Origin of the sequence: Polycladomyces subterraneus, from assembly GCF_030433435.1 — a bacterium.
GTDB classification, from domain to species: Bacteria; Bacillota; Bacilli; order Thermoactinomycetales; family JIR-001; genus Polycladomyces; species Polycladomyces subterraneus.
Window position 1 is genome coordinate 1 of record NZ_JANRHH010000022.1, and the last position, 17042, is coordinate 17042.

At 51.0% G+C, this 17042-nt stretch carries 19 protein-coding genes; 4 read left to right on the forward strand and 15 right to left on the reverse strand.

From position 1 onward, the window contains the following. Positions 1-92 precede the first annotated feature (92 nt). Positions 93-707 carry a pirin family protein gene (locus NWF35_RS05035; protein ID WP_301237997.1) on the reverse strand — a complete coding sequence of 205 codons (615 nt, stop codon included), beginning with the start codon at positions 705-707 and terminating at the stop codon, positions 93-95. Continuing rightward, positions 686-946, reverse strand: coding sequence for a hypothetical protein (locus NWF35_RS05040; RefSeq protein ID WP_301237998.1), 261 nt, complete (start codon positions 944-946; stop codon positions 686-688). Before NWF35_RS05040 ends, NWF35_RS05035 begins: the two co-directional genes overlap by 22 nt. Positions 947-1254: 308 nt before the next feature. On the opposite strand from NWF35_RS05040, the gene NWF35_RS05045 reads away from it, so the two are divergent. Then, complete coding sequence (locus tag NWF35_RS05045) at positions 1255-1707, forward strand: MarR family winged helix-turn-helix transcriptional regulator (RefSeq protein WP_301237999.1); 453 nt, start codon at positions 1255-1257, stop codon at positions 1705-1707. A 418-nt stretch (positions 1708-2125) separates the two neighbouring features. On the opposite strand, the gene NWF35_RS05050 is transcribed toward NWF35_RS05045, so the two are convergent. The 4 genes from NWF35_RS05050 to NWF35_RS05065 form a co-directional block, all read right to left on the reverse strand. Beyond that, positions 2126-2677: a glycerol-3-phosphate responsive antiterminator gene (locus tag NWF35_RS05050; RefSeq protein WP_301238000.1), complete on the reverse strand. Its 552-nt coding sequence runs from the start codon at positions 2675-2677 to the stop codon at positions 2126-2128. Positions 2678-2854: 177 nt separating this feature from the next. After that, on the reverse strand, positions 2855-4513 hold the full coding sequence (locus NWF35_RS05055; RefSeq protein WP_301238001.1) for a glycerol-3-phosphate dehydrogenase/oxidase: 1659 nt from the start codon (positions 4511-4513) through the stop codon (positions 2855-2857). Positions 4514-4633: 120 nt separating this feature from the next. Continuing rightward, on the reverse strand, positions 4634-6127 hold the full coding sequence (gene glpK / locus NWF35_RS05060) for a glycerol kinase GlpK (RefSeq protein ID WP_301238002.1): 1494 nt from the start codon (positions 6125-6127) through the stop codon (positions 4634-4636). Between the two features lie 204 nt (positions 6128-6331). After that, the gene (locus NWF35_RS05065) at positions 6332-7045 is read right to left on the reverse strand and encodes an MIP/aquaporin family protein (protein ID WP_301238003.1); all 714 of its coding nucleotides are present in this window, start codon (positions 7043-7045) and stop codon (positions 6332-6334) included. Positions 7046-7409: 364 nt separating this feature from the next. Here NWF35_RS05065 and NWF35_RS05070 point away from each other — a divergent pair, with 364 nt between their 5' ends. Continuing rightward, positions 7410-8285, forward strand: a complete 876-nt coding sequence (locus NWF35_RS05070; protein ID WP_301238004.1) for a lipase family alpha/beta hydrolase — start codon at positions 7410-7412, stop codon at positions 8283-8285. Between the two features lie 98 nt (positions 8286-8383). Here NWF35_RS05070 and NWF35_RS05075 read toward each other — a convergent pair whose 3' ends face one another. The 3 genes from NWF35_RS05075 to NWF35_RS05085 form a co-directional block, all read right to left on the reverse strand. Beyond that, complete coding sequence (locus NWF35_RS05075) at positions 8384-9094, reverse strand: polymer-forming cytoskeletal protein (protein ID WP_301238005.1); 711 nt, start codon at positions 9092-9094, stop codon at positions 8384-8386. After that, on the reverse strand, positions 9095-9730 hold the full coding sequence (locus tag NWF35_RS05080) for a YhbD family protein (RefSeq protein WP_301238006.1): 636 nt from the start codon (positions 9728-9730) through the stop codon (positions 9095-9097). A gap of 159 nt (positions 9731-9889) precedes the next feature. Then, a complete protein-coding gene (locus NWF35_RS05085) occupies positions 9890-10246 on the reverse strand; it encodes a helix-turn-helix domain-containing protein (protein WP_301238007.1) in 357 nt (118 codons plus the stop codon). Positions 10247-10470: 224 nt separating this feature from the next. Between NWF35_RS05085 and NWF35_RS05090 the strand changes: the two genes are divergently transcribed. Both NWF35_RS05090 and aspA read left to right on the forward strand, forming a co-directional pair. Continuing rightward, positions 10471-11460 carry an asparaginase gene (locus tag NWF35_RS05090; RefSeq protein ID WP_301238008.1) on the forward strand — a complete coding sequence of 330 codons (990 nt, stop codon included), beginning with the start codon at positions 10471-10473 and terminating at the stop codon, positions 11458-11460. A gap of 250 nt (positions 11461-11710) precedes the next feature. Continuing rightward, complete coding sequence (gene aspA / locus NWF35_RS05095) at positions 11711-13138, forward strand: aspartate ammonia-lyase (protein ID WP_301238009.1); 1428 nt, start codon at positions 11711-11713, stop codon at positions 13136-13138. A 190-nt stretch (positions 13139-13328) separates the two neighbouring features. On the opposite strand, the gene NWF35_RS05100 is transcribed toward aspA, so the two are convergent. Genes NWF35_RS05100 through spoIIIAC form a run of 6 tightly spaced genes read right to left on the reverse strand, consistent with a single transcriptional unit; the run spans position 13329 to position 17009 of the window. Further along, a complete protein-coding gene (locus tag NWF35_RS05100) occupies positions 13329-13880 on the reverse strand; it encodes a SpoIIIAH-like family protein (RefSeq protein WP_301238010.1) in 552 nt (183 codons plus the stop codon). Between the two features lie 14 nt (positions 13881-13894). Further along, the gene (gene spoIIIAG / locus NWF35_RS05105) at positions 13895-14515 is read right to left on the reverse strand and encodes a stage III sporulation protein AG (protein WP_301238011.1); all 621 of its coding nucleotides are present in this window, start codon (positions 14513-14515) and stop codon (positions 13895-13897) included. A gap of 13 nt (positions 14516-14528) precedes the next feature. Further along, positions 14529-15188 carry a stage III sporulation protein AF gene (spoIIIAF, locus tag NWF35_RS05110; protein WP_301238012.1) on the reverse strand — a complete coding sequence of 220 codons (660 nt, stop codon included), beginning with the start codon at positions 15186-15188 and terminating at the stop codon, positions 14529-14531. Between the two features lie 12 nt (positions 15189-15200). Beyond that, complete coding sequence (gene spoIIIAE, locus NWF35_RS05115) at positions 15201-16388, reverse strand: stage III sporulation protein AE (protein ID WP_435873835.1); 1188 nt, start codon at positions 16386-16388, stop codon at positions 15201-15203. Between the two features lie 9 nt (positions 16389-16397). Beyond that, positions 16398-16787: a stage III sporulation protein AD gene (spoIIIAD, locus tag NWF35_RS05120; protein WP_212774757.1), complete on the reverse strand. Its 390-nt coding sequence runs from the start codon at positions 16785-16787 to the stop codon at positions 16398-16400. Between the two features lie 15 nt (positions 16788-16802). Then, entirely contained in the window at positions 16803-17009 is a 207-nt protein-coding gene (gene spoIIIAC / locus NWF35_RS05125) for a stage III sporulation protein AC (RefSeq protein WP_301238014.1), read from the reverse strand. Between the last annotated feature and the right edge of the window lie 33 nt (positions 17010-17042).

A 17042-nucleotide genomic window follows, 5' to 3' on the forward strand; every position in this document is an offset into this window, starting at 1 on the left:
ACGCTAGTTCCTTTGTCTCATGGTTTTACCCAGTGGGAGTGATTGGTTCGCCACTGGAACCTCATACCATGACGTACACTGGAACAAACCCACTACCAGTGGAATGAGCACCGCTCGTATGTTCGATTATACAGAAAATTGGTTGCCCTTACCATCCCCAAAAGGGGATGCGAGCAACGCAGCCTTTCATCCCACGATTGAAACCGTGGGCTTTCAGGCGACTTTATATGTAAATCGTCATCTTGATCTGCTTTTAGTCGAACGTCTGCTTGGGAGCCGGCTTCCAAAACAATAAAGTCTTTATGCTGGAACGCAGTTGACACGCTTTCCTTTTCTTCATCCTTCCATACTCCATTGCCTCTAATGACCAGGGTAGCCAAAGAATAACCAGAAGGAATCGTGAGTTTATATTCACTTCCTGGTTTTACGTTGACATCCCACATCTTAACATCCGTCGTCAAATGAATAGGTGAACCTTCTCCGATCAGGGTCTTGATCTGGAAGCCATTTTGCACCATAACGGGAAATTCTTCAGCTTCATATTGGTGATAAGTAGGTTGTCTTTTAATGGCTTCATGAAGAAACGGTTCAAACCATATTTGGAACCCCTCCATATCAGGTCCGATAAATCGTTCTTCGTGATACAAACCGGAACCTGTTTGCATCACTTGTGCTCCTCCAGACCCTACGATACTTTTCGTTCCCAATGAATCCCCATGTTCGGTGTACCCTGAATCACATAAGTGACAATCTCAAATCCTTGATGCGGATGCGCTCCAATCATTCCTTCTTCTTTAGCATAAAACCATGACCAATAAAATAAAGGTCCTACACGTTTCACCGCAGAAAACTCATGAGGAAATCCAATCGGTTTTTGCTCGGTTATTTTTCCCCCATCAAATGCACCTGTTCCTTGTTGATCTGGTGTGTATACCTCTCCCTTCAAAGGTGTATAATACTTTTAATTATCTAAAAAGTAATAGAACTCCGCTGATCGGATGCATCGCCCCAAGCCATCTCAACATGCTAAGAATGGACTTATCTTTATATATTATTACTTACTTTTGTCAAGTAACTATTATTAAATAACCAAAAAGGGCAAGCCAAGCTGTTTTTTCACAGGAACTCGCTCTTTTTTATCAAAGATCGGACTTCAGCTCCCGTTGACAAATGACCATGCATTCGTTATATTGATTTCCGATCTATTTGATTTGCTGCAATTCAATTTGATCAAATGGAAATAAGGTGTGAAAAATGGAAGACCCCCAAATCTTAAAGTTGGACAATCAACTTTGCTTCACTATTTATGCCTGTTCTAGAGAAATCGGCCGCATATACCGCCCCCTGCTCGACAAATTGGGCATCACTTACCCCCAATATCTCACCCTTCTGGTCTTGTGGGAGCACCGTGAAATGACCGTCAAAGAACTGGGAGAACGGCTCTACTTGGATTCCGGCACATTGACTCCCATGTTGAAACGGATGGAAGCCGCCGGTCTCATCCGACGGCAACGGTCCGCCGACGATGAGCGCAAGGTGATCATACGTCTCACCGAACGTGGAGACGCGCTGAAGGAAGAGGCTTATTGCATCCCCAAAGTCCTGTTGGAACAGAGCGGGATTTCGGAAGAAGAGTTCCGAGAACTGCTGTCCCGGTTCAAATCCCTATTGCAACGAATACATCAACTTAACCATCCGGAGGAGTAAAATACCCGGGAGTGTCTGAAGAGCAATGGTTCAGAAATACGGGTATGAAAAATACGCCCTTAGCTCAAATACGTGTATTCAGTATTTCGAGCGGGATTTCAACCAAATGCGCCTCCCGTTTTTAACGTATGAGACTATTGTAAAACCCAGCGGTTTTTCCGCTGGGTTTGTGTATGGATTGGACACGACATGATGGCCCGCCTTCCGTCCCGTTTCTTAACCCTGGCAAACCCCTTCATCCATGTGTAGCAAAGTCCGTACAGTCCCTTCGCATCCGTGAAACTCCGCTCGATCGTTTCTTTCCTTCGCTTGTAAATTTATGCCGACCCACTTTTGATTATCGAGACTGCTGCCCTGCTACCTGGTCAGTAGTCTTACACCCCCCATTTTGGCGGGAGGCATTTCGTTTTCCATTTCATCAGCGTAGTTTCCAAAGAGAACGATTGGAGGTAGTGACAGCGACAGCGCCCGCGGAGAGGGCTTGTTCTGCTTCCTCATGCGTACGGATCAAACCGCCCGCCAGCACCGGAATTCCGGTTCGTTCATGAACTTCCCGGATCATGTGCGGAATGATTCCGGGCAGCACTTCAATGTAATCCGGACGAGACGTCTCCAACAAACGGTAACTGGTTTCCAATGCATGGGTATCCAGCAGGAATATCCGCTGGATACCGATCAGTTTCTTTTTCTTTGCTACGTGCACTACCTGAGTTCGGGTCGAGATCAACCCTGCGGGCTTAATTTGCTGACACAGAAATTCAGCCGCATGTTCATCGTTTCTAAGCCCTTGAATTAGATCGACATGGAGCAATACTTTTTTGCTGTGGCGATTGGCCAGTTGAATCAGCGCTTTCAGTTGTGCAACATGACAATCCAGCAGGATGATGTATTGATAGGTACTGTCCATGAGCGCTTCAAAATCCTTGATGCTTCTGGCTGCAGGCAGGATTTTCTGTTGATGGAAATGCATGATCTTCCTCCCATCGCTTGAGACAACTGATAAGGCTCCTGCTAGAGTGTGTCTGGTGTACTCCTATTGTCCAGGTATTTCCCTCTTGGTACCTCTTCGCTTCAACTCCAAGGTTTCTTACCCACAAAAAGCCGTTTTCTCTCGTTTTGATATATGACCCATCTTCCAGCGAAGCACTCAGACCACTTCCGTTGCCTCGATCAATCGTTGCTCCAAATCACGACGGTGTTTTTCTGTTGTTTCCTTATCCCATCCCAACAGATGTGCCATCGCCGTTGTCACCGGCTCTTTCCACCGGCGAACCCAGTTGATATCGAAGAACATCGCGCTGGTGCGACGGATGAAGAAATCACTCGGGGTAGCGGTCATTTCATGTTCCACACCGTATACCAGAGCAGCGAACACATCCGGCGGGAGCCCGAATGAAGCAGCTTCCTCCCTTTGATGTTCCACAATATTATACACCAAACCCACATTGGTACCGTAACGGCGAACCAATTTCTCCGCCTCTTTCCTGGCAAGTCCCAACTTCATGCCCACCCGCGTTTGTTCCTCCACAAATGTGGGATAATGGGCAGACCCTCCGAATTTGCCACCGGACAACGGAAGATTGGCCGTCCGGCACGGTCCGAAGTTCCGTCCGGTTTCTATCGCCAGTTCGGAGACGACGAGGTCGACCACCTTTTGCGCCATTTTCCGATAACCCGTCAATTTCCCACCGGCGATGGTGATCAGCCCGGAATCCGAATGAAACAACTCATCCTTGCGGGAAATCTCCGACGGCGCTTTTCCTTCCTCGTGGATCAGCGGTCGGATCCCCGCCCAGCCGGACTCGATATCGTCGGGGGTCAACCCGACACTAGGGAACATCCCGTTGACCGCCCGCAACAAATAATCCCGATCCTCCACGGTGATGCGGGGATGCTCCAGACCCTCATGGTAGTCGGTGTCCGTTGTGCCGATGTACGTTTTCCCGTCGCGGGGGATGGCAAACACCATCCGCCCATCCGGCGTATCGAAATAGACCGCATGGCGCAACGGAAAACGGGACTGATCCACCACGATGTGTACGCCTTTGGTCCAGTGCAGTGTTTTCCCCTGTTTGGAACCGTCCTTTTCACGCAGAAAATCCACCCAGGGGCCTGCCGCATTGACGATTTTTTTGGCGGTGATCACCACCTCACGGCGTTGAAGCAAATCCATCGCTTTGACACCGACCAACTTTCCGTCCCGATACAGGAAATCTGTCACCTTGAAATAGTTGACGGCCAGGGCTCCCTGTGCCACCGCTTCCTTCAATACCTCCAGCGTCAGACGGGCATCGTCGGTGCGGTATTCGACATAAATACAGGAACCTTTCAGGCCGTCCCTGCGCAAAAGCGGTTCCTTGGCCAACGTTTCTTCTGCGTTCAACATTTTCCGTCGTTCACTCTTTTTCACACCGGCCAGCCTGTCGTAGAGGTATACACCGAAGGAAGCCGCCCATTTTCCATATGTGCCGCCCCGGACGATCGGGAGCAACATCCACTCCGGTGTGGTCACATGCGGGGCGTTCTCGTAAACAATGGCACGTTCCCGCCCCACTTCGGCAACCAATCCGAAGTCCAACTGTTTGAGATAACGCAAACCGCCATGTACCAATTTGGTGGACCTACTGGATGTACCACCGGCAAAATCCTGCATCTCGATCAGCGCTGTTTTGATGCCGCGGGTTTGCGCATCCAACGCGATCCCCGCACCGGTAATGCCACCGCCAATCACCAGTAAGTCCCATTCCTGCTCTGTTAACGTCTGTACATCACGGGAACGTTCCAATGCAGAAAACGTATGACCCATGCCAACCCCACCTTTTTTCTATTATATGACAAAAAAAGCCACAATCCCTTATGCCCTCAACATAAGGTCTTGTGGCTGTCTCCCGTCTCCACCGAGTATCAACTTGTCACAAGTGGCGGTTTATTTAAACGTCCTCGCTGCTTCCACCGCCTTCACCCATTTATTATACAATATTTCCCGCGTGTTGTGATCCATTTCAGACTCAAAATTGCGGTCAACCTGCCAGTTCTTTGCGATTTCCTGTTTGTCGGTCCAAAAACCGACGGCCAATCCCGCCAAGTAGGCGGCACCGAGCGCGGTCGTCTCCAACACCACCGGACGTTCCACCGGAACCCCGAGGATGTCGCTTTGAAACTGCATCAGGAAGTTGTTGGCAGTGGCGCCGCCATCGACGCGCAATTTTTTCAGGCGAATGCCCGCATCGGCTTCCATCGCCCCCAACACGTCCCGAGTCTGATAAGCGAGGGATTCCAACGTAGCCCGCACGAGGTGTTCCTTTTTCGTTCCACGTGTCAAGCCGAACACCGCCCCACGAACGTCGCTGTCCCAGTAGGGCGTACCCAACCCCACAAACGCCGGCACGACATAAACCCCGTCGTTGGAACTCACGTTTTGCGCCAACTCTTCACTTTCCGCCGCCGTTTTGATCAGGCGCAGCCCGTCCCGTAACCATTGGATGGCCGAACCGGCGACAAAAATGCTGCCTTCGAGTGCATACTCCACCTTGCCGTCCAGTCCCCAGGCCAGTGTAGTCAGAAGTCCGTGCCTCGAACGGACCGCTTTCTCCCCCGTGTTCATCAACATGAAGCAACCGGTGCCGTATGTGTTTTTTGCCATGCCCGGTTCAAAACAAGCCTGACCGAACAACGCCGCCTGCTGGTCGCCCGCGATTCCGGAAATGGGTACTTCTTCCCCGAAAAAGAGCGTGGGGTCGGTGGTGGTGTACACCTCGGACGATGAGCGCACTTCCGGCAACATGGAGCGGGGAACGCTCAACATCTCCAGCAGTTGATCGTCCCAACGCAAATCGAAGATGTTGTACATCAGCGTTCGGGATGCATTGGAATAGTCGGTGACATGGGCCCGACCGCCGGAGAACTTCCACACCAACCAGGTATCGATGGTGCCGAACAACAGGTCTCCTCGTTCCGCTTTTTCCCGCGCCCCCTCGACATGATCCAGAATCCATTTTACCTTGGTACCGGAAAAATAAGCGTCGATCAGTAAACCGGTTTTGTCGCGAACCGTTTCTTCGTAACCATCGGCTTTTAACTGTTCACATATATCGGACGTCTGCCGGGATTGCCATACGATCGCATGATACACCGGTTCACCCGTATGTTTGTCCCAGACCACGGTGGTCTCGCGCTGGTTGGTAATCCCGATCGCCGCAATCTCTTGGGTCGCGACCGGATAACGGGCCAACACCTCATGGATGACGCTTTGCACGGAGCCCCAAATTTCCATTGCATCGTGTTCAACCCAGCCTTGTTGAGGGAAGATCTGGGTAAACTCCTTTTGCGCCACTCCTACCACTTTCCCCTCGCGATCAAAGATGATCGCCCGAGAGCTGGTGGTTCCCTGGTCAATGGCCAACACGTATTTCTTTTCCATCTTCAAACTCCTCCCCATTTTCTCCTTTGATAGAGGCTGACAAGGTTCCGCCAATCGTCATCTCCCGGCTCCACTGTGTCCGATTATCTATCGTGTTGATCCGGGTGCACCGTTTTCTCTCCCGCGACTGCCGGAAAACGGCCACTCTTTTCTAAAACCAGAAAATCATCGGATATTTATGCATTCAAAACGCTTACAAAGGAATCAATGAAATAACTGCAAATAAACCCAAGATGCCACCACTCCACCCACAAGCGGACCGACTACGGGAATCCAGGCATACCCCCAGTCGGAGCTTCCCTTTCCGGGTATGGGCAACAGCGCATGGGCGATACGCGGTCCTAGATCCCGAGCAGGATTGATGGCATAACCGGTGGTGCCGCCGAGCGACATCCCGATCGAAACGATCAACAAGGCCACCACTAGTGTCTGCAACCCGTCGGCAAAGACAACTCCTTTGGCACCGAAAGCCAGCAAGGCCAACACCAGCACAAAGGTACCGATCACCTCACTCAATAAGTTGGACCACGTATGGCGAATGGCCGGGATCGTGGAAAACACACCCAATTTCGCTTCAGGATCGTCCGTTTCTTTCCAATGGGGCAAGTAATGCAACCAAACCACGACGGCTCCCAAAAACGCCCCGATCATCTGCGCCACGATCATGACTGGAACCTCGGCCCACGGCAGTTTCCCCGCCATCGCGAAACCGACGGTGACGGCCGGGTTAAGATAGGCGCCGCTGTAATGGCCGACGCAATAGGCAGCTACCATCACGGCCAACCCCCAGCCGAAGGTGATCACCACCCAGCCTGCGTTTTGCGCTTTGGACTTGTTCAACACGACACCAGCAACCACACCATCTCCCAAAATAATCAGAATCATCGTACCGATCAATTCGGCGAGAAAATGAGACAAAGTTCTCCCTCCATTCTAGATATCTTGATATTCGAATCATACGGAATTATTGGAAGTGAATTGCATGAAAAAAACCACAATGTACCCTTCAACCCCATTGAAAGGATATTGTGGTTCTCCATCTCTCATCCACGATTAACTTGTGAGGGAATAAACTGAAAGCGGTTGCAACCTTTGCAAGTCCGATTTTACAACACCCGCCCCCTTTTTGCAAGCGTTTTCCGCATGCATTTTCCATCAACGGCATATGATTATGATCAGTTGAATTTGGATTAAAACTTTATTATAATGAAAAATCAAATAATTTAAAACCCTATCGTGTGATCGGAGATGATAGATTTTGATCCGGAAAGGGGGTATGACGATGCGTAAAATTTGGATTTTCTCTTTTCTGGCGACATTGATTCTGACCATTCCAGGTATCGGTCATGCCGCACCTGGTCAAAAAACAGCTACCCAGGCAGCCACCACCAAAAAATACGACCTGGTTCTGTTGCACGGCCTTCGCAACGCTCATCAATGGAGCGATCCTTTTTTAAGCGCAGTAGCGAATGCTTGGGGTTCCGGCAATGTATACGTGATTTATGCCAATGATTCGAATGAGGTGCATACCCGGACATTGAACGGCAAAACCGTCACCTTTATCGGCCGAAATGACCATACGGCCGGGACAGAGTATATTGCGGACTGGGTGAAACAGGTTCACGAAAAAGTACAAATCCTGCAAAAGAAATATGGTCTCAGCAAGCAATTTGATATCATTGCCCACAGTCAAGGCGGGCTGGTCGCCCGGCGTTACATCTACGACCACCCCGGCACCGTTGCGGGATTGGTCACCCTGGGTACTCCGCATCATGGATCTCCGCTGGCGAATGATTACGAATTTGCGGCAAAATATATCTATGGAGGAGAAAAAGCACAATCCAACCTGGATCCTGCCTGGGTGGAAAAGTTTAACCAACAGTATCCGGTGAAGGGTGCTCCCCTTTTTAACGGCGGGAAAATCTATACGGTTCAAGGAGATGCTGACGGTTACGATACTTGGGGAGTGGAAGGAGAGAATTTTGTAGGGTGGATTACCCTGTTCACCAAATACCAAACCGACAGTGACGGATTGGTTCCGACGAGCAGCGCCCATATCGAAGGAGCGATTCATCTCGCCACCTATAATTCCTATGATCACCTGGAACTGGCGCAAATGCCTGTTGTCGCTGAGAAAGCGGCAACGGTTCTGCCTTGAACAACAAAGTTCGATGTTTTGCAGTTCGGGGAACAGCGATGACGAAAGAGTCCCTCACACGGATGCGCGTCAGCACCTGGGTGGGGACTCTTTTTCATTCACAGCTTCTTTGATTCCTTTACTTTCGCGTCGTGATCCCGGTGAAAATGATCGTGATACTCCACCAATCCGATATCGCAACCCGGTCCGATGGTGACGCGATTACCCCGCACCACTTTTGCCCGGGTGTTTTCCAAGTGGATCTCATCTCCCTCGATCGTATCAACCTCCAGATGATGCGTGAATGACTTGAACCAAAATGAGAAACCCTTTTTCCGCACCTCGATTTTTTCGCCACCGATTTCCTTCGCCTGGCAGTCCCCGTACAGCTGCACCACGATTTGTCCTGCGTTCAACAGACCATCGATCGTGAAAATACCCTTGGCCGAGAAAGATTCCGCTTCCACATCATTTTTAACATTGAGCTGTCCTTTCAAGGCTACTTCTTCTGCCGTCACAGGACCGCCTACATGGAGTACCCCTTCCGCTTCCATCTTCCGACAGGACAAGTGTCCGCCGATCTCTGCATGACCGCGAACCTGGAGCTCTTCCGATTCCACACGGCCGTCTATCCGAGTGGAGCCGTATACTCTCACATCGCTTGCTTTCACGTTACCCGTGATGTGCGACTTGCCATGACATTTCAACTCCGTACACGCCAAATCTCCGTCCACGTGCCCGTCGCCGTGGATGGACACGCGGTCAAATTCGCCACCTGCAGTGCTTGCCCTTCCGGCCACAACAAAATCCCGGCGCTCTTTCCGTTCCATTCACATCCCTCCGTCCATCATGCTGATTTTCAGCTCTTCGGCACATTGTGCCAAAGAAAGGCGTACGACTACCTTGGCATCCGCTTCGATATGAAGCTCCTGAACAGAATCTGTCAACAGGCTGATCGCGATCCCCATCTTGCGGATGACCCACAACTCCCCCTTTTGTTCCCGAACATGGGAAGCATGCGCTTCCAGCATGGACCAGACGCGACGTGCCTCTTCCAAGCTGACATCGCCCGTTTTCAGTGTGCGGGCTACGACGTATAAGCGGAGGATTTCCTCAAAGTGAAGCGTCTTCGCCCCGGTCCACTCATCAGCAAACAAATCCCACACTTCTTTTGAAACAATGTTACGTTTGATAATCTCTTCAACAGGCAGCATCACCTTTGTCAGATTGGGGGACAATCGCTCCGCGATTTCATCCAAAGACAACTCATCTTTCATCCGCTTGATCTTGTTGATCCGGTCCAATATCTTCTGTTTTGGAAAAAAGGTTTCCTGACCCGTGTAGGTTGACTTGCGAATGAACCATTCCTCCGGAATCAGGTTCTTCCGCTTCCATCTGTACAGTTGACCGTATGAAATGCCGGTGAGCTGTAACAACTCCTTTTTGGAGATCAACTTTTCTTCCATGGATGGCCACCTCCTCTCTCGATTTCGAATATAACATAACAATGTTACGTTGTAAATGTGTGTCAGCATAAAAAAGAAGCTCCCACATCGGAGCTTTCAACAGAGAAGCGAATTCATCAACAAACGCCGGCTTAAGGTCAACCGGCGTTACTTCAAGAATCAGCCTACTTTGCCACTTCCAGTGATCTCTCGTTTGGCTCGGATGAAAGCAATCAGTTGATGGATCTCTTCTTCTGAAAGAGGTTGTCCGTCCACAGTCAATTTCTGTCCGGACATTTGCGTCAATTCGATTACCTTCCCTTTGGGATGAAAGGTGGGATCGTCGACACGACCGATCAGATAATCCACCGAGGTTTCAAACAGATCCGCGATGCTCTTGATCGCCTCCAACGAAGGACGGCGATATCCCGATTCATACCCCGCATATGTGCTTTTAGCAATCCCCAGTTGATCTGCGGTATATTGTATGGACCACTTTTTTTGTTTTCGCAAGCCGATGATTCTATCTAGGAGCATCGCCTCTCCTCCTTTCCCACCCATCTTGACAACACCATGATAAGTACGCGGAACGAATACAATTTTCTTGATTTAAACCCATACCCACCCTATAATTACTCTTGGATGTTCGCAATAAGCGTACACTCTACGTTAATATACAATGATTCATTTGATTCTTGCAACCATCATCCGGGATCGTTCGATTTCATGCTAAAAGCCCGAGAGCGGAAGAGGTGAAGGGTATGAAGAAATTGCTACTGTTGGCCACCGGGGGAACGATCGCATCCGTTCCAAGCGAGGAAGGACTCGCACCAGGAATGACCGCAGAAGAGCTGGCGAAGTACTTGCCGAAGAATACGGCGGATTACCAGTTGGAAAGCAAAATGCTGATGAATATCGACAGTACCAATATGCAACCGGAATTCTGGGTCAAAATCGCGGAAGCCATTTTTCGGCATTATGATCAGTACGACGGTTTTATCATCACGCACGGGACGGACACGATGGCCTACACCTCCGCTGCCTTGTCCTATATGCTGCAAAACGTCGCCAAACCGGTCGTCCTGACCGGTTCCCAAGTTCCCATCAGTTTTAAACGGACCGATGCCAAGAAAAACATTGCGGATGCCGTTCGGTTTGCATGTGAGGAGATCGGTGGCGTTTTTATCGTGTTCGACGGCAAGGTGATTCAGGGGACAAGGGCTGTCAAGATGCGCACCAAGAGCTACGATGCGTTTGAAAGTATTAACCATCCATATGTCGCTTATATCAACGGCCCAAATGTGACGTACTACAAATCCGTCCGCACCAAAAAACAGGGCGAATTGATTCTGGATACTTCACTGTGCCCCGATGTGTTTGTCATGAAATTACATCCCGGAGCCAAACCTGAGCTGTTTGACTCAATTCGTCATCTATATAAAGGTGTTATCATCGAGAGTTTTGGAAGCGGTGGTATCCCGTTCCAAGGAAGAAATCTGCTGCCTAAACTGAGAGAGCTGACCAATGCGGGCATTGCGGTGGTGATCACCACACAATGCCTGGAAGAAGGAGAAGACATCCTGCTGTATGAGGTGGGGCGAAAAGCCGCGCAGAACCAGATCATCCTCTCAAGGGACATGAACACGGAAGCGATCGTCCCCAAATTGATGTGGGCTTTGGGCAAGACGAACGAACTTCAGGAAGTCAAGCGAATCATGGAAACACCCATCGCTGACGATATATCCATCTAGAGCGCGTCCGGTAAGACGCTTAGGCCGCAACAGATTACGGACGAGCAATTGACCAAGCCCACTACCAAGCAGAGAACCGGAAATGCGGAGAAATTGTACTGCGGGCATTAGAAGCGCAGCGTACTTTGCCCGCGCCCTGCTTCCGGTATGAATTGGTCTTGATCCGCTCTCTTGCAGGACGCAGGTGGAGCAAGCGATGCGGACCGATTCATCAATCATGCTCCAAATACGTAGTAAGGAAGTGAACCCAATGATCCAAGCATCTGCATACCGCAAGGAAAAAGATTTTCTCGGGGAGAAAGAAATCCCCGCTGACGCATACTACGGTATCCAAACATTGCGTGCAAAAGAAAACTTCCCGATTACAGGATACCGCCTGCATGAATCGCTCATTCGAGCGGTGGCGATGGTCAAAAAGGCGGCCGCCCTCGCCAACATGGAAACCGGTCGCCTCAATCCCCGTTTGGGCAACGCGATCGTCACAGCCGCACAGGAAATCATCGACGGCAAATGGCATGATCAATTTATCGTGGATCCGATCCAGGGCGGAGCAGGGACATCCATCAACATGAACGCCAACGAAGTGATCGCCAACCGTGCACTGGAACAGTTGGGTGAGCAAAAAGGGAACTATTTTGCTCTCAGCCCCAATACCCATGTCAACATGTCTCAATCGACCAACGACGTATTCCCGACCGCGATCCACATCGCAACGTTGACGCTTTTGGATCAACTGTTGAAAACCATGAAACACATGCATCAAGTGTTTAAGAAGAAAGCGGAGGAGTTCGACCCGATCATTAAGATGGGGCGAACCCATCTGCAAGATGCTGTTCCCATCCGTCTCGGCCAAGAGTTTGAGGCTTACAGCCGGGTGTTGGCACGTGACATCAAACGGATTGAGCAATCGCGCCAGCATCTGTATGAAGTCAACATGGGCGCCACAGCTGTCGGCACGGGATTGAATGCCGATCCACGCTATATCGAAAGTGTGGTCAAACATTTGGCCGAGATCAGCGGGTATCCGTTGGTGCGTGCGGATCATCTCGTAGATGCCACACAAAACACGGATGCGTATACGGAAGTTTCTGCGGCACTGAAAGTGTGCATGATGAACATGTCCAAGATCGCCAATGACTTGCGTCTGATGGCATCCGGGCCCCGTACGGGGCTCGGGGAGATCACGCTACCTGCCCGTCAACCCGGCTCCTCGATCATGCCCGGGAAGGTAAACCCCGTCATGGCAGAAGTCATCAATCAGGTCGCCTTTCAAGTGATCGGCAACGATCATACCATCTGTCTGGCATCCGAAGCGGGACAGCTTGAATTGAACGTGATGGAGCCTGTTCTGGTATTTAACCTGCTGCAATCGATCAGCATCATGAACAATGCATTTCGCGTGTTTACGGATTATTGCCTGTCTGGAATTGAGGCAAACAAAAAACGGTTACAAGAGTATGTGGAAAAGAGCGTGGGCGTTATCACGGCGGTGAATCCGCACATCGGATATGAGACAGCCGCCCGGATCGCGCGGGAGGCTGTATTAACAGGGCAGTCGGTACGGGAATTGTGCTTGAAATACGATGTTCTGACCGAAGAAGAACTGGACCTCATACTGGACCCTTATGAAATGACGCATCCCGGTATCGCCGGTGCCTCTCTGTTGGACAAACAGTGACATCGTAACCGGACCGTCATCGCCAAATAAAAAGCCGTTTCCCCTCTTGGAAACGGCTTGAGACTGAATGTGGTCTACCATCTCGATTTCGGGTGAGCCGTTTTCTCTCTCGCTCCTCTTTCGGCAAGCTAATGGTCGGCTTGTGGGAAAACGGTCACCCTTCCCGGCTTTTTTGTCTTCTCCCACATTTTCAAGGCCGATAAGCCACCGACACTTGTGTCGCCGGAATGTTCAGCCGTTCTTTCACCAGGCTGATCAGTTTCACCACTTGCCGGTTGGCCAAATTATCCGCCTGTACGATCACATCCACATGATGATCGTTCGTAATCACGACGGCATCGTGATATCCCTCGCTCCGAATCAGCTCTTCCAGAACGGACTCCGTTTTATCTACCTTCATCAACTGATTGATTTTCGCTTCTGCTTCCTTCAGTTGCTGTTGACTTGATTCGGGATCGGTCAGGATTTTCATGTACTCCTCCGTCATTTTGGATCTGAGCGTACTGCGCTGCAACTGATACCCGACAAAGTAATCGCCGGCATTTTCCTCCGACAGTTCTTTTCCTGCATCAGATGACGATTTGGTCGTTTTGACACTCACATCCGTCGGAGCAGGTCCTTTCTCCTTCTGAACCGCCTGATTCGCTGGCTCCACCGGACCGGTCACGATGTAGTAAGCGGACAACACCACCATCAAGGTGAGCATCGTCACCAACCACATCGTTTGCTTGTTCATGGTCATGGAATACCCCTCCTTCACCCTTTTGGCAATACGGATATCCTGTGGATTGGGACGTCCAGCACCCGTTGAACAGCTTCGATGATAGCGGCTTTCACCTGCAGATTTTCCGCCCCTTTGGCCACGATCAACACTCCCGTTACGACTGGCTTCAACCGTTTGACAACGATGGGTTGCTCCCCGTCATCCCCACGGTACAGCACCACTTTTTCATCCTCACTTTGTTCCTGGATCTTTCGCGTTCCCCCTCTGCGGTCGTTTTCATCCGTCGTCTGCTCCTGCGTTCGTGAATCCTTGGCCAGCACCTCTTCTTCCGTGGATGCCATGTTGATCATCACGGTGACATCTTTCACGCCGACGATTTTGCTGAGTGTCTCGGATAATTGGGATTCATATTCGGCTTCGTAATCATGGATCGTCATTTTATCCGACGACTTTTTTCCGGCAGTTTCCACTGCAGGTTGCAGTTTGCGGGCGGAATCCGGCGGAACCACTTCGTCATGGACGGAGAAAAACGAAGAGAGGATCATCATCCCGGCCCCCAAACACCCCAGCAGAATCAACCACCGAAATGATTGGATGCGTGATTTCCCTTGCGCGCCGCTTCCTTCCAACTGTTCCAACAGCCGTCTAAACACCGGATTCCCCTCCCTAACCTACTTGTTCCACCGACACACGGATCTGGCTGGGGCGCAAATGCCATGTCTCCTGCAAGTAGGTACGGATGCGGCGAGACAGCGCGTCGTCCCCTGCCCTCTCCTGCTCCTGCTCCACCGGTTCCTGTTTCATTGTGTCGATCTCGACCGGCCCCACCTCCTTGACCGGTGCCACCGACGTCCGTCCCTCCTGTGAGCCAGGGCCTTCCGGTATGACCGCCAACGAAACGAGTGAGACACCGGGCGGCCGGTTATTATCTGCAGGTGTAGCGGCTTTGACTTGTACGGAGGAAACGGTGACGTGGAAACGGTCCTCGATCTCCCGCCGGATCGATTGGGCCATTTGGTCCTCTGCCTGCTCCTTGATCAACTGGTCCTGCGTCCGGCCCAACATTTCCCCGTGTCGCCGGATCGATTCCAATGATGTCATGTCTTGAACATCGGTACCGCCGTTTCGAAATGCCAGGGCGGAGACGTCCCAGTCTTTACGGATCAGAGAGAAGACAGGGGACAAAATGGCCAGGATGATCAAAAGACCCATGACGAGCTTCACATACCGGTCCATCGAATGATTGGGCAACAGGAGATCGATGAATGTGGCGATGAGAACAAGCAAAACGATCTGCCGCAGCCAATCGCTGATCAGTTCCATCATGATCCCCATCACCTACCGCATCATGACCGAGATATTTCCCGCCGCGACGATAATCGTGACAGCCAGGAAAAACATCAACCCTACGGTGGCCAGCGACGCAAACACGTAGATGAGCGTTTTGCCGATGATGTTGAGGCATTGGATGATCGGACTGTTTCCCAAGGGTTGCATCACCGCCGCCGAAAAGTTGTAGATGAAAGCGAGCGACAAAATCTTGACCGCAGGAAACGCGCTGATCAACAGGAGGATCAACACTCCCGCCATACCGACAGCGTTTTTGACTAAAAGGGACGCACCAATCACGGTATCTGCCGCGTCGGAAAACAAGCGCCCCACCACGGGAACAAAGTTGCCCGCCACATACTTGGCCGTTCGAATCGTCACACCGTCCGCCACCGCCGCCGTGGCCCCCTGTACCGAGATTACAGCGAGAAAGACCGTGAGCAGTGACCCCAGCAAGCCCACACTGATTCTGCGCAATAAATTAGCCAACTGGTTCACCTTGTACTTTTCGGACAAACAGCTGACAATGCCCAATACCGCCGAGAAGAACAAGAGCGGAAAGACAACCGTATAGATCAGCGTACCGATTGCGTGAATCATGAACACGATCAGCGGGTGGAACATCGCGACCGAGCCGATATTGCCCATCGAAGCCAAAAGCGTCAACACGAGCGGCACCAGTGCGAGCATGAACTGGATCATGGTATGGATTGCCGATTTGGCGGAATCGACGGCGGTGGAAAAGCTGTCGATGGCCAGAATGATGATGACCATGAACGCCACTGCATACGCCACTTTGCTTACCTGATTCTGCTCGAACGCTGTCTGCAGTGTCTGGAGCAACATACTGAACACTGTCAGAATGATGATCGTGCCCATCAATTTTCCGTTGTACAGCACCTCGTGAAAAAAGTAACGCAACATGCCCTGCAATACGTCACTCAGCTGAAACCCGTCCCGCGATTTGGACAGGATCAAATCAAACAGACTGGGGGGTTGTTGACCGGGAAAAAACTTGCCGTATTCTTGTTGCAGTTGTTTCCAGTAGGACTCCAGATCCTGTGTCTGCAATTGATCCAACTGCGTCTTCACTACGCGATCCTGCAAGGACGCCTCCGAGGCGGCCTGTACGATCGACGGCGCCAAGATCCAGAAAAGAGTCAAGAACACTAGTATGGACCATCGTCTGCGCATCATCCATCATCCTTATGAGGGCAAAATTTGCATCACAGTTTCGATGATCAGCGTGATGATAGGAATCGCCATCACCATGATGAGGATTTTGCCCGCCAGTTCAATCTTTGACGCGATCGCATTTTGACCGGCGTCCCGCGTTACTTGCGCACCGAATTCGGCGATGTAGGCAATGCCGATAATCTTGAGGATCGTCCCCAGAAAAAGCGTGTTGACCTTCGCCTGTTCCGCCAGGGATTCGATCACCCGGATCACATCGGCGATTTTGTCTGCCAATGCGATAAAGATGATGACCCCGACAAATGTGGCCAACAGGAAGGCGAACATCGGTTTTTGTTCTTTGATGATCAGGATCAAAAACGTGGCGATCAAACCGAGGCCGACCACCTGAATGATTTCCACCGGGATCGCCTCCCGTCACGGTCGGAACAAGAAGACGTTTTTAATCGTTTGAAACAGATCTTGGATCAGCATGGCGACCATGAACAACACCACGACAAACCCGATCAGCGTCACCCAATGGGCCCAGTCCTCTTTTCCCATCTGTTTGAGGATCGTGTGAATCATCGCCACGATAATCCCGATCCCCGCGATCTGAAAGACGGCGTCGACGTTGAATGGCATCGCTTTCGTCCCTCCACCTCCGAGCGGGTTGTG

Coding starts and splice junctions, on each gene's coding strand:
- NWF35_RS05045 (WP_301237999.1), top strand. CDS start 1,255: ATGGAAGACCCCCAAATCTTAAAGTTGGACAATCAACTTTGCTTCACT.
- NWF35_RS05050 (WP_301238000.1), bottom strand. CDS start 2,677: ATGCATTTCCATCAACAGAAAATCCTGCCTGCAGCCAGAAGCATCAAG.
- NWF35_RS05055 (WP_301238001.1), bottom strand. CDS start 4,513: ATGGGTCATACGTTTTCTGCATTGGAACGTTCCCGTGATGTACAGACG.
- glpK (WP_301238002.1), bottom strand. CDS start 6,127: ATGGAAAAGAAATACGTGTTGGCCATTGACCAGGGAACCACCAGCTCT.
- NWF35_RS05070 (WP_301238004.1), top strand. CDS start 7,410: ATGCGTAAAATTTGGATTTTCTCTTTTCTGGCGACATTGATTCTGACC.
- NWF35_RS05075 (WP_301238005.1), bottom strand. CDS start 9,094: ATGGAACGGAAAGAGCGCCGGGATTTTGTTGTGGCCGGAAGGGCAAGC.
- NWF35_RS05080 (WP_301238006.1), bottom strand. CDS start 9,730: ATGGAAGAAAAGTTGATCTCCAAAAAGGAGTTGTTACAGCTCACCGGC.
- NWF35_RS05085 (WP_301238007.1), bottom strand. CDS start 10,246: ATGCTCCTAGATAGAATCATCGGCTTGCGAAAACAAAAAAAGTGGTCC.
- NWF35_RS05090 (WP_301238008.1), top strand. CDS start 10,471: ATGAAGAAATTGCTACTGTTGGCCACCGGGGGAACGATCGCATCCGTT.
- aspA (WP_301238009.1), top strand. CDS start 11,711: ATGATCCAAGCATCTGCATACCGCAAGGAAAAAGATTTTCTCGGGGAG.
- NWF35_RS05100 (WP_301238010.1), bottom strand. CDS start 13,880: ATGACCATGAACAAGCAAACGATGTGGTTGGTGACGATGCTCACCTTG.
- spoIIIAF (WP_301238012.1), bottom strand. CDS start 15,188: ATGATGGAACTGATCAGCGATTGGCTGCGGCAGATCGTTTTGCTTGTT.
- spoIIIAE (WP_435873835.1), bottom strand. CDS start 16,388: ATGATGCGCAGACGATGGTCCATACTAGTGTTCTTGACTCTTTTCTGG.
- spoIIIAC (WP_301238014.1), bottom strand. CDS start 17,009: ATGCCATTCAACGTCGACGCCGTCTTTCAGATCGCGGGGATCGGGATT.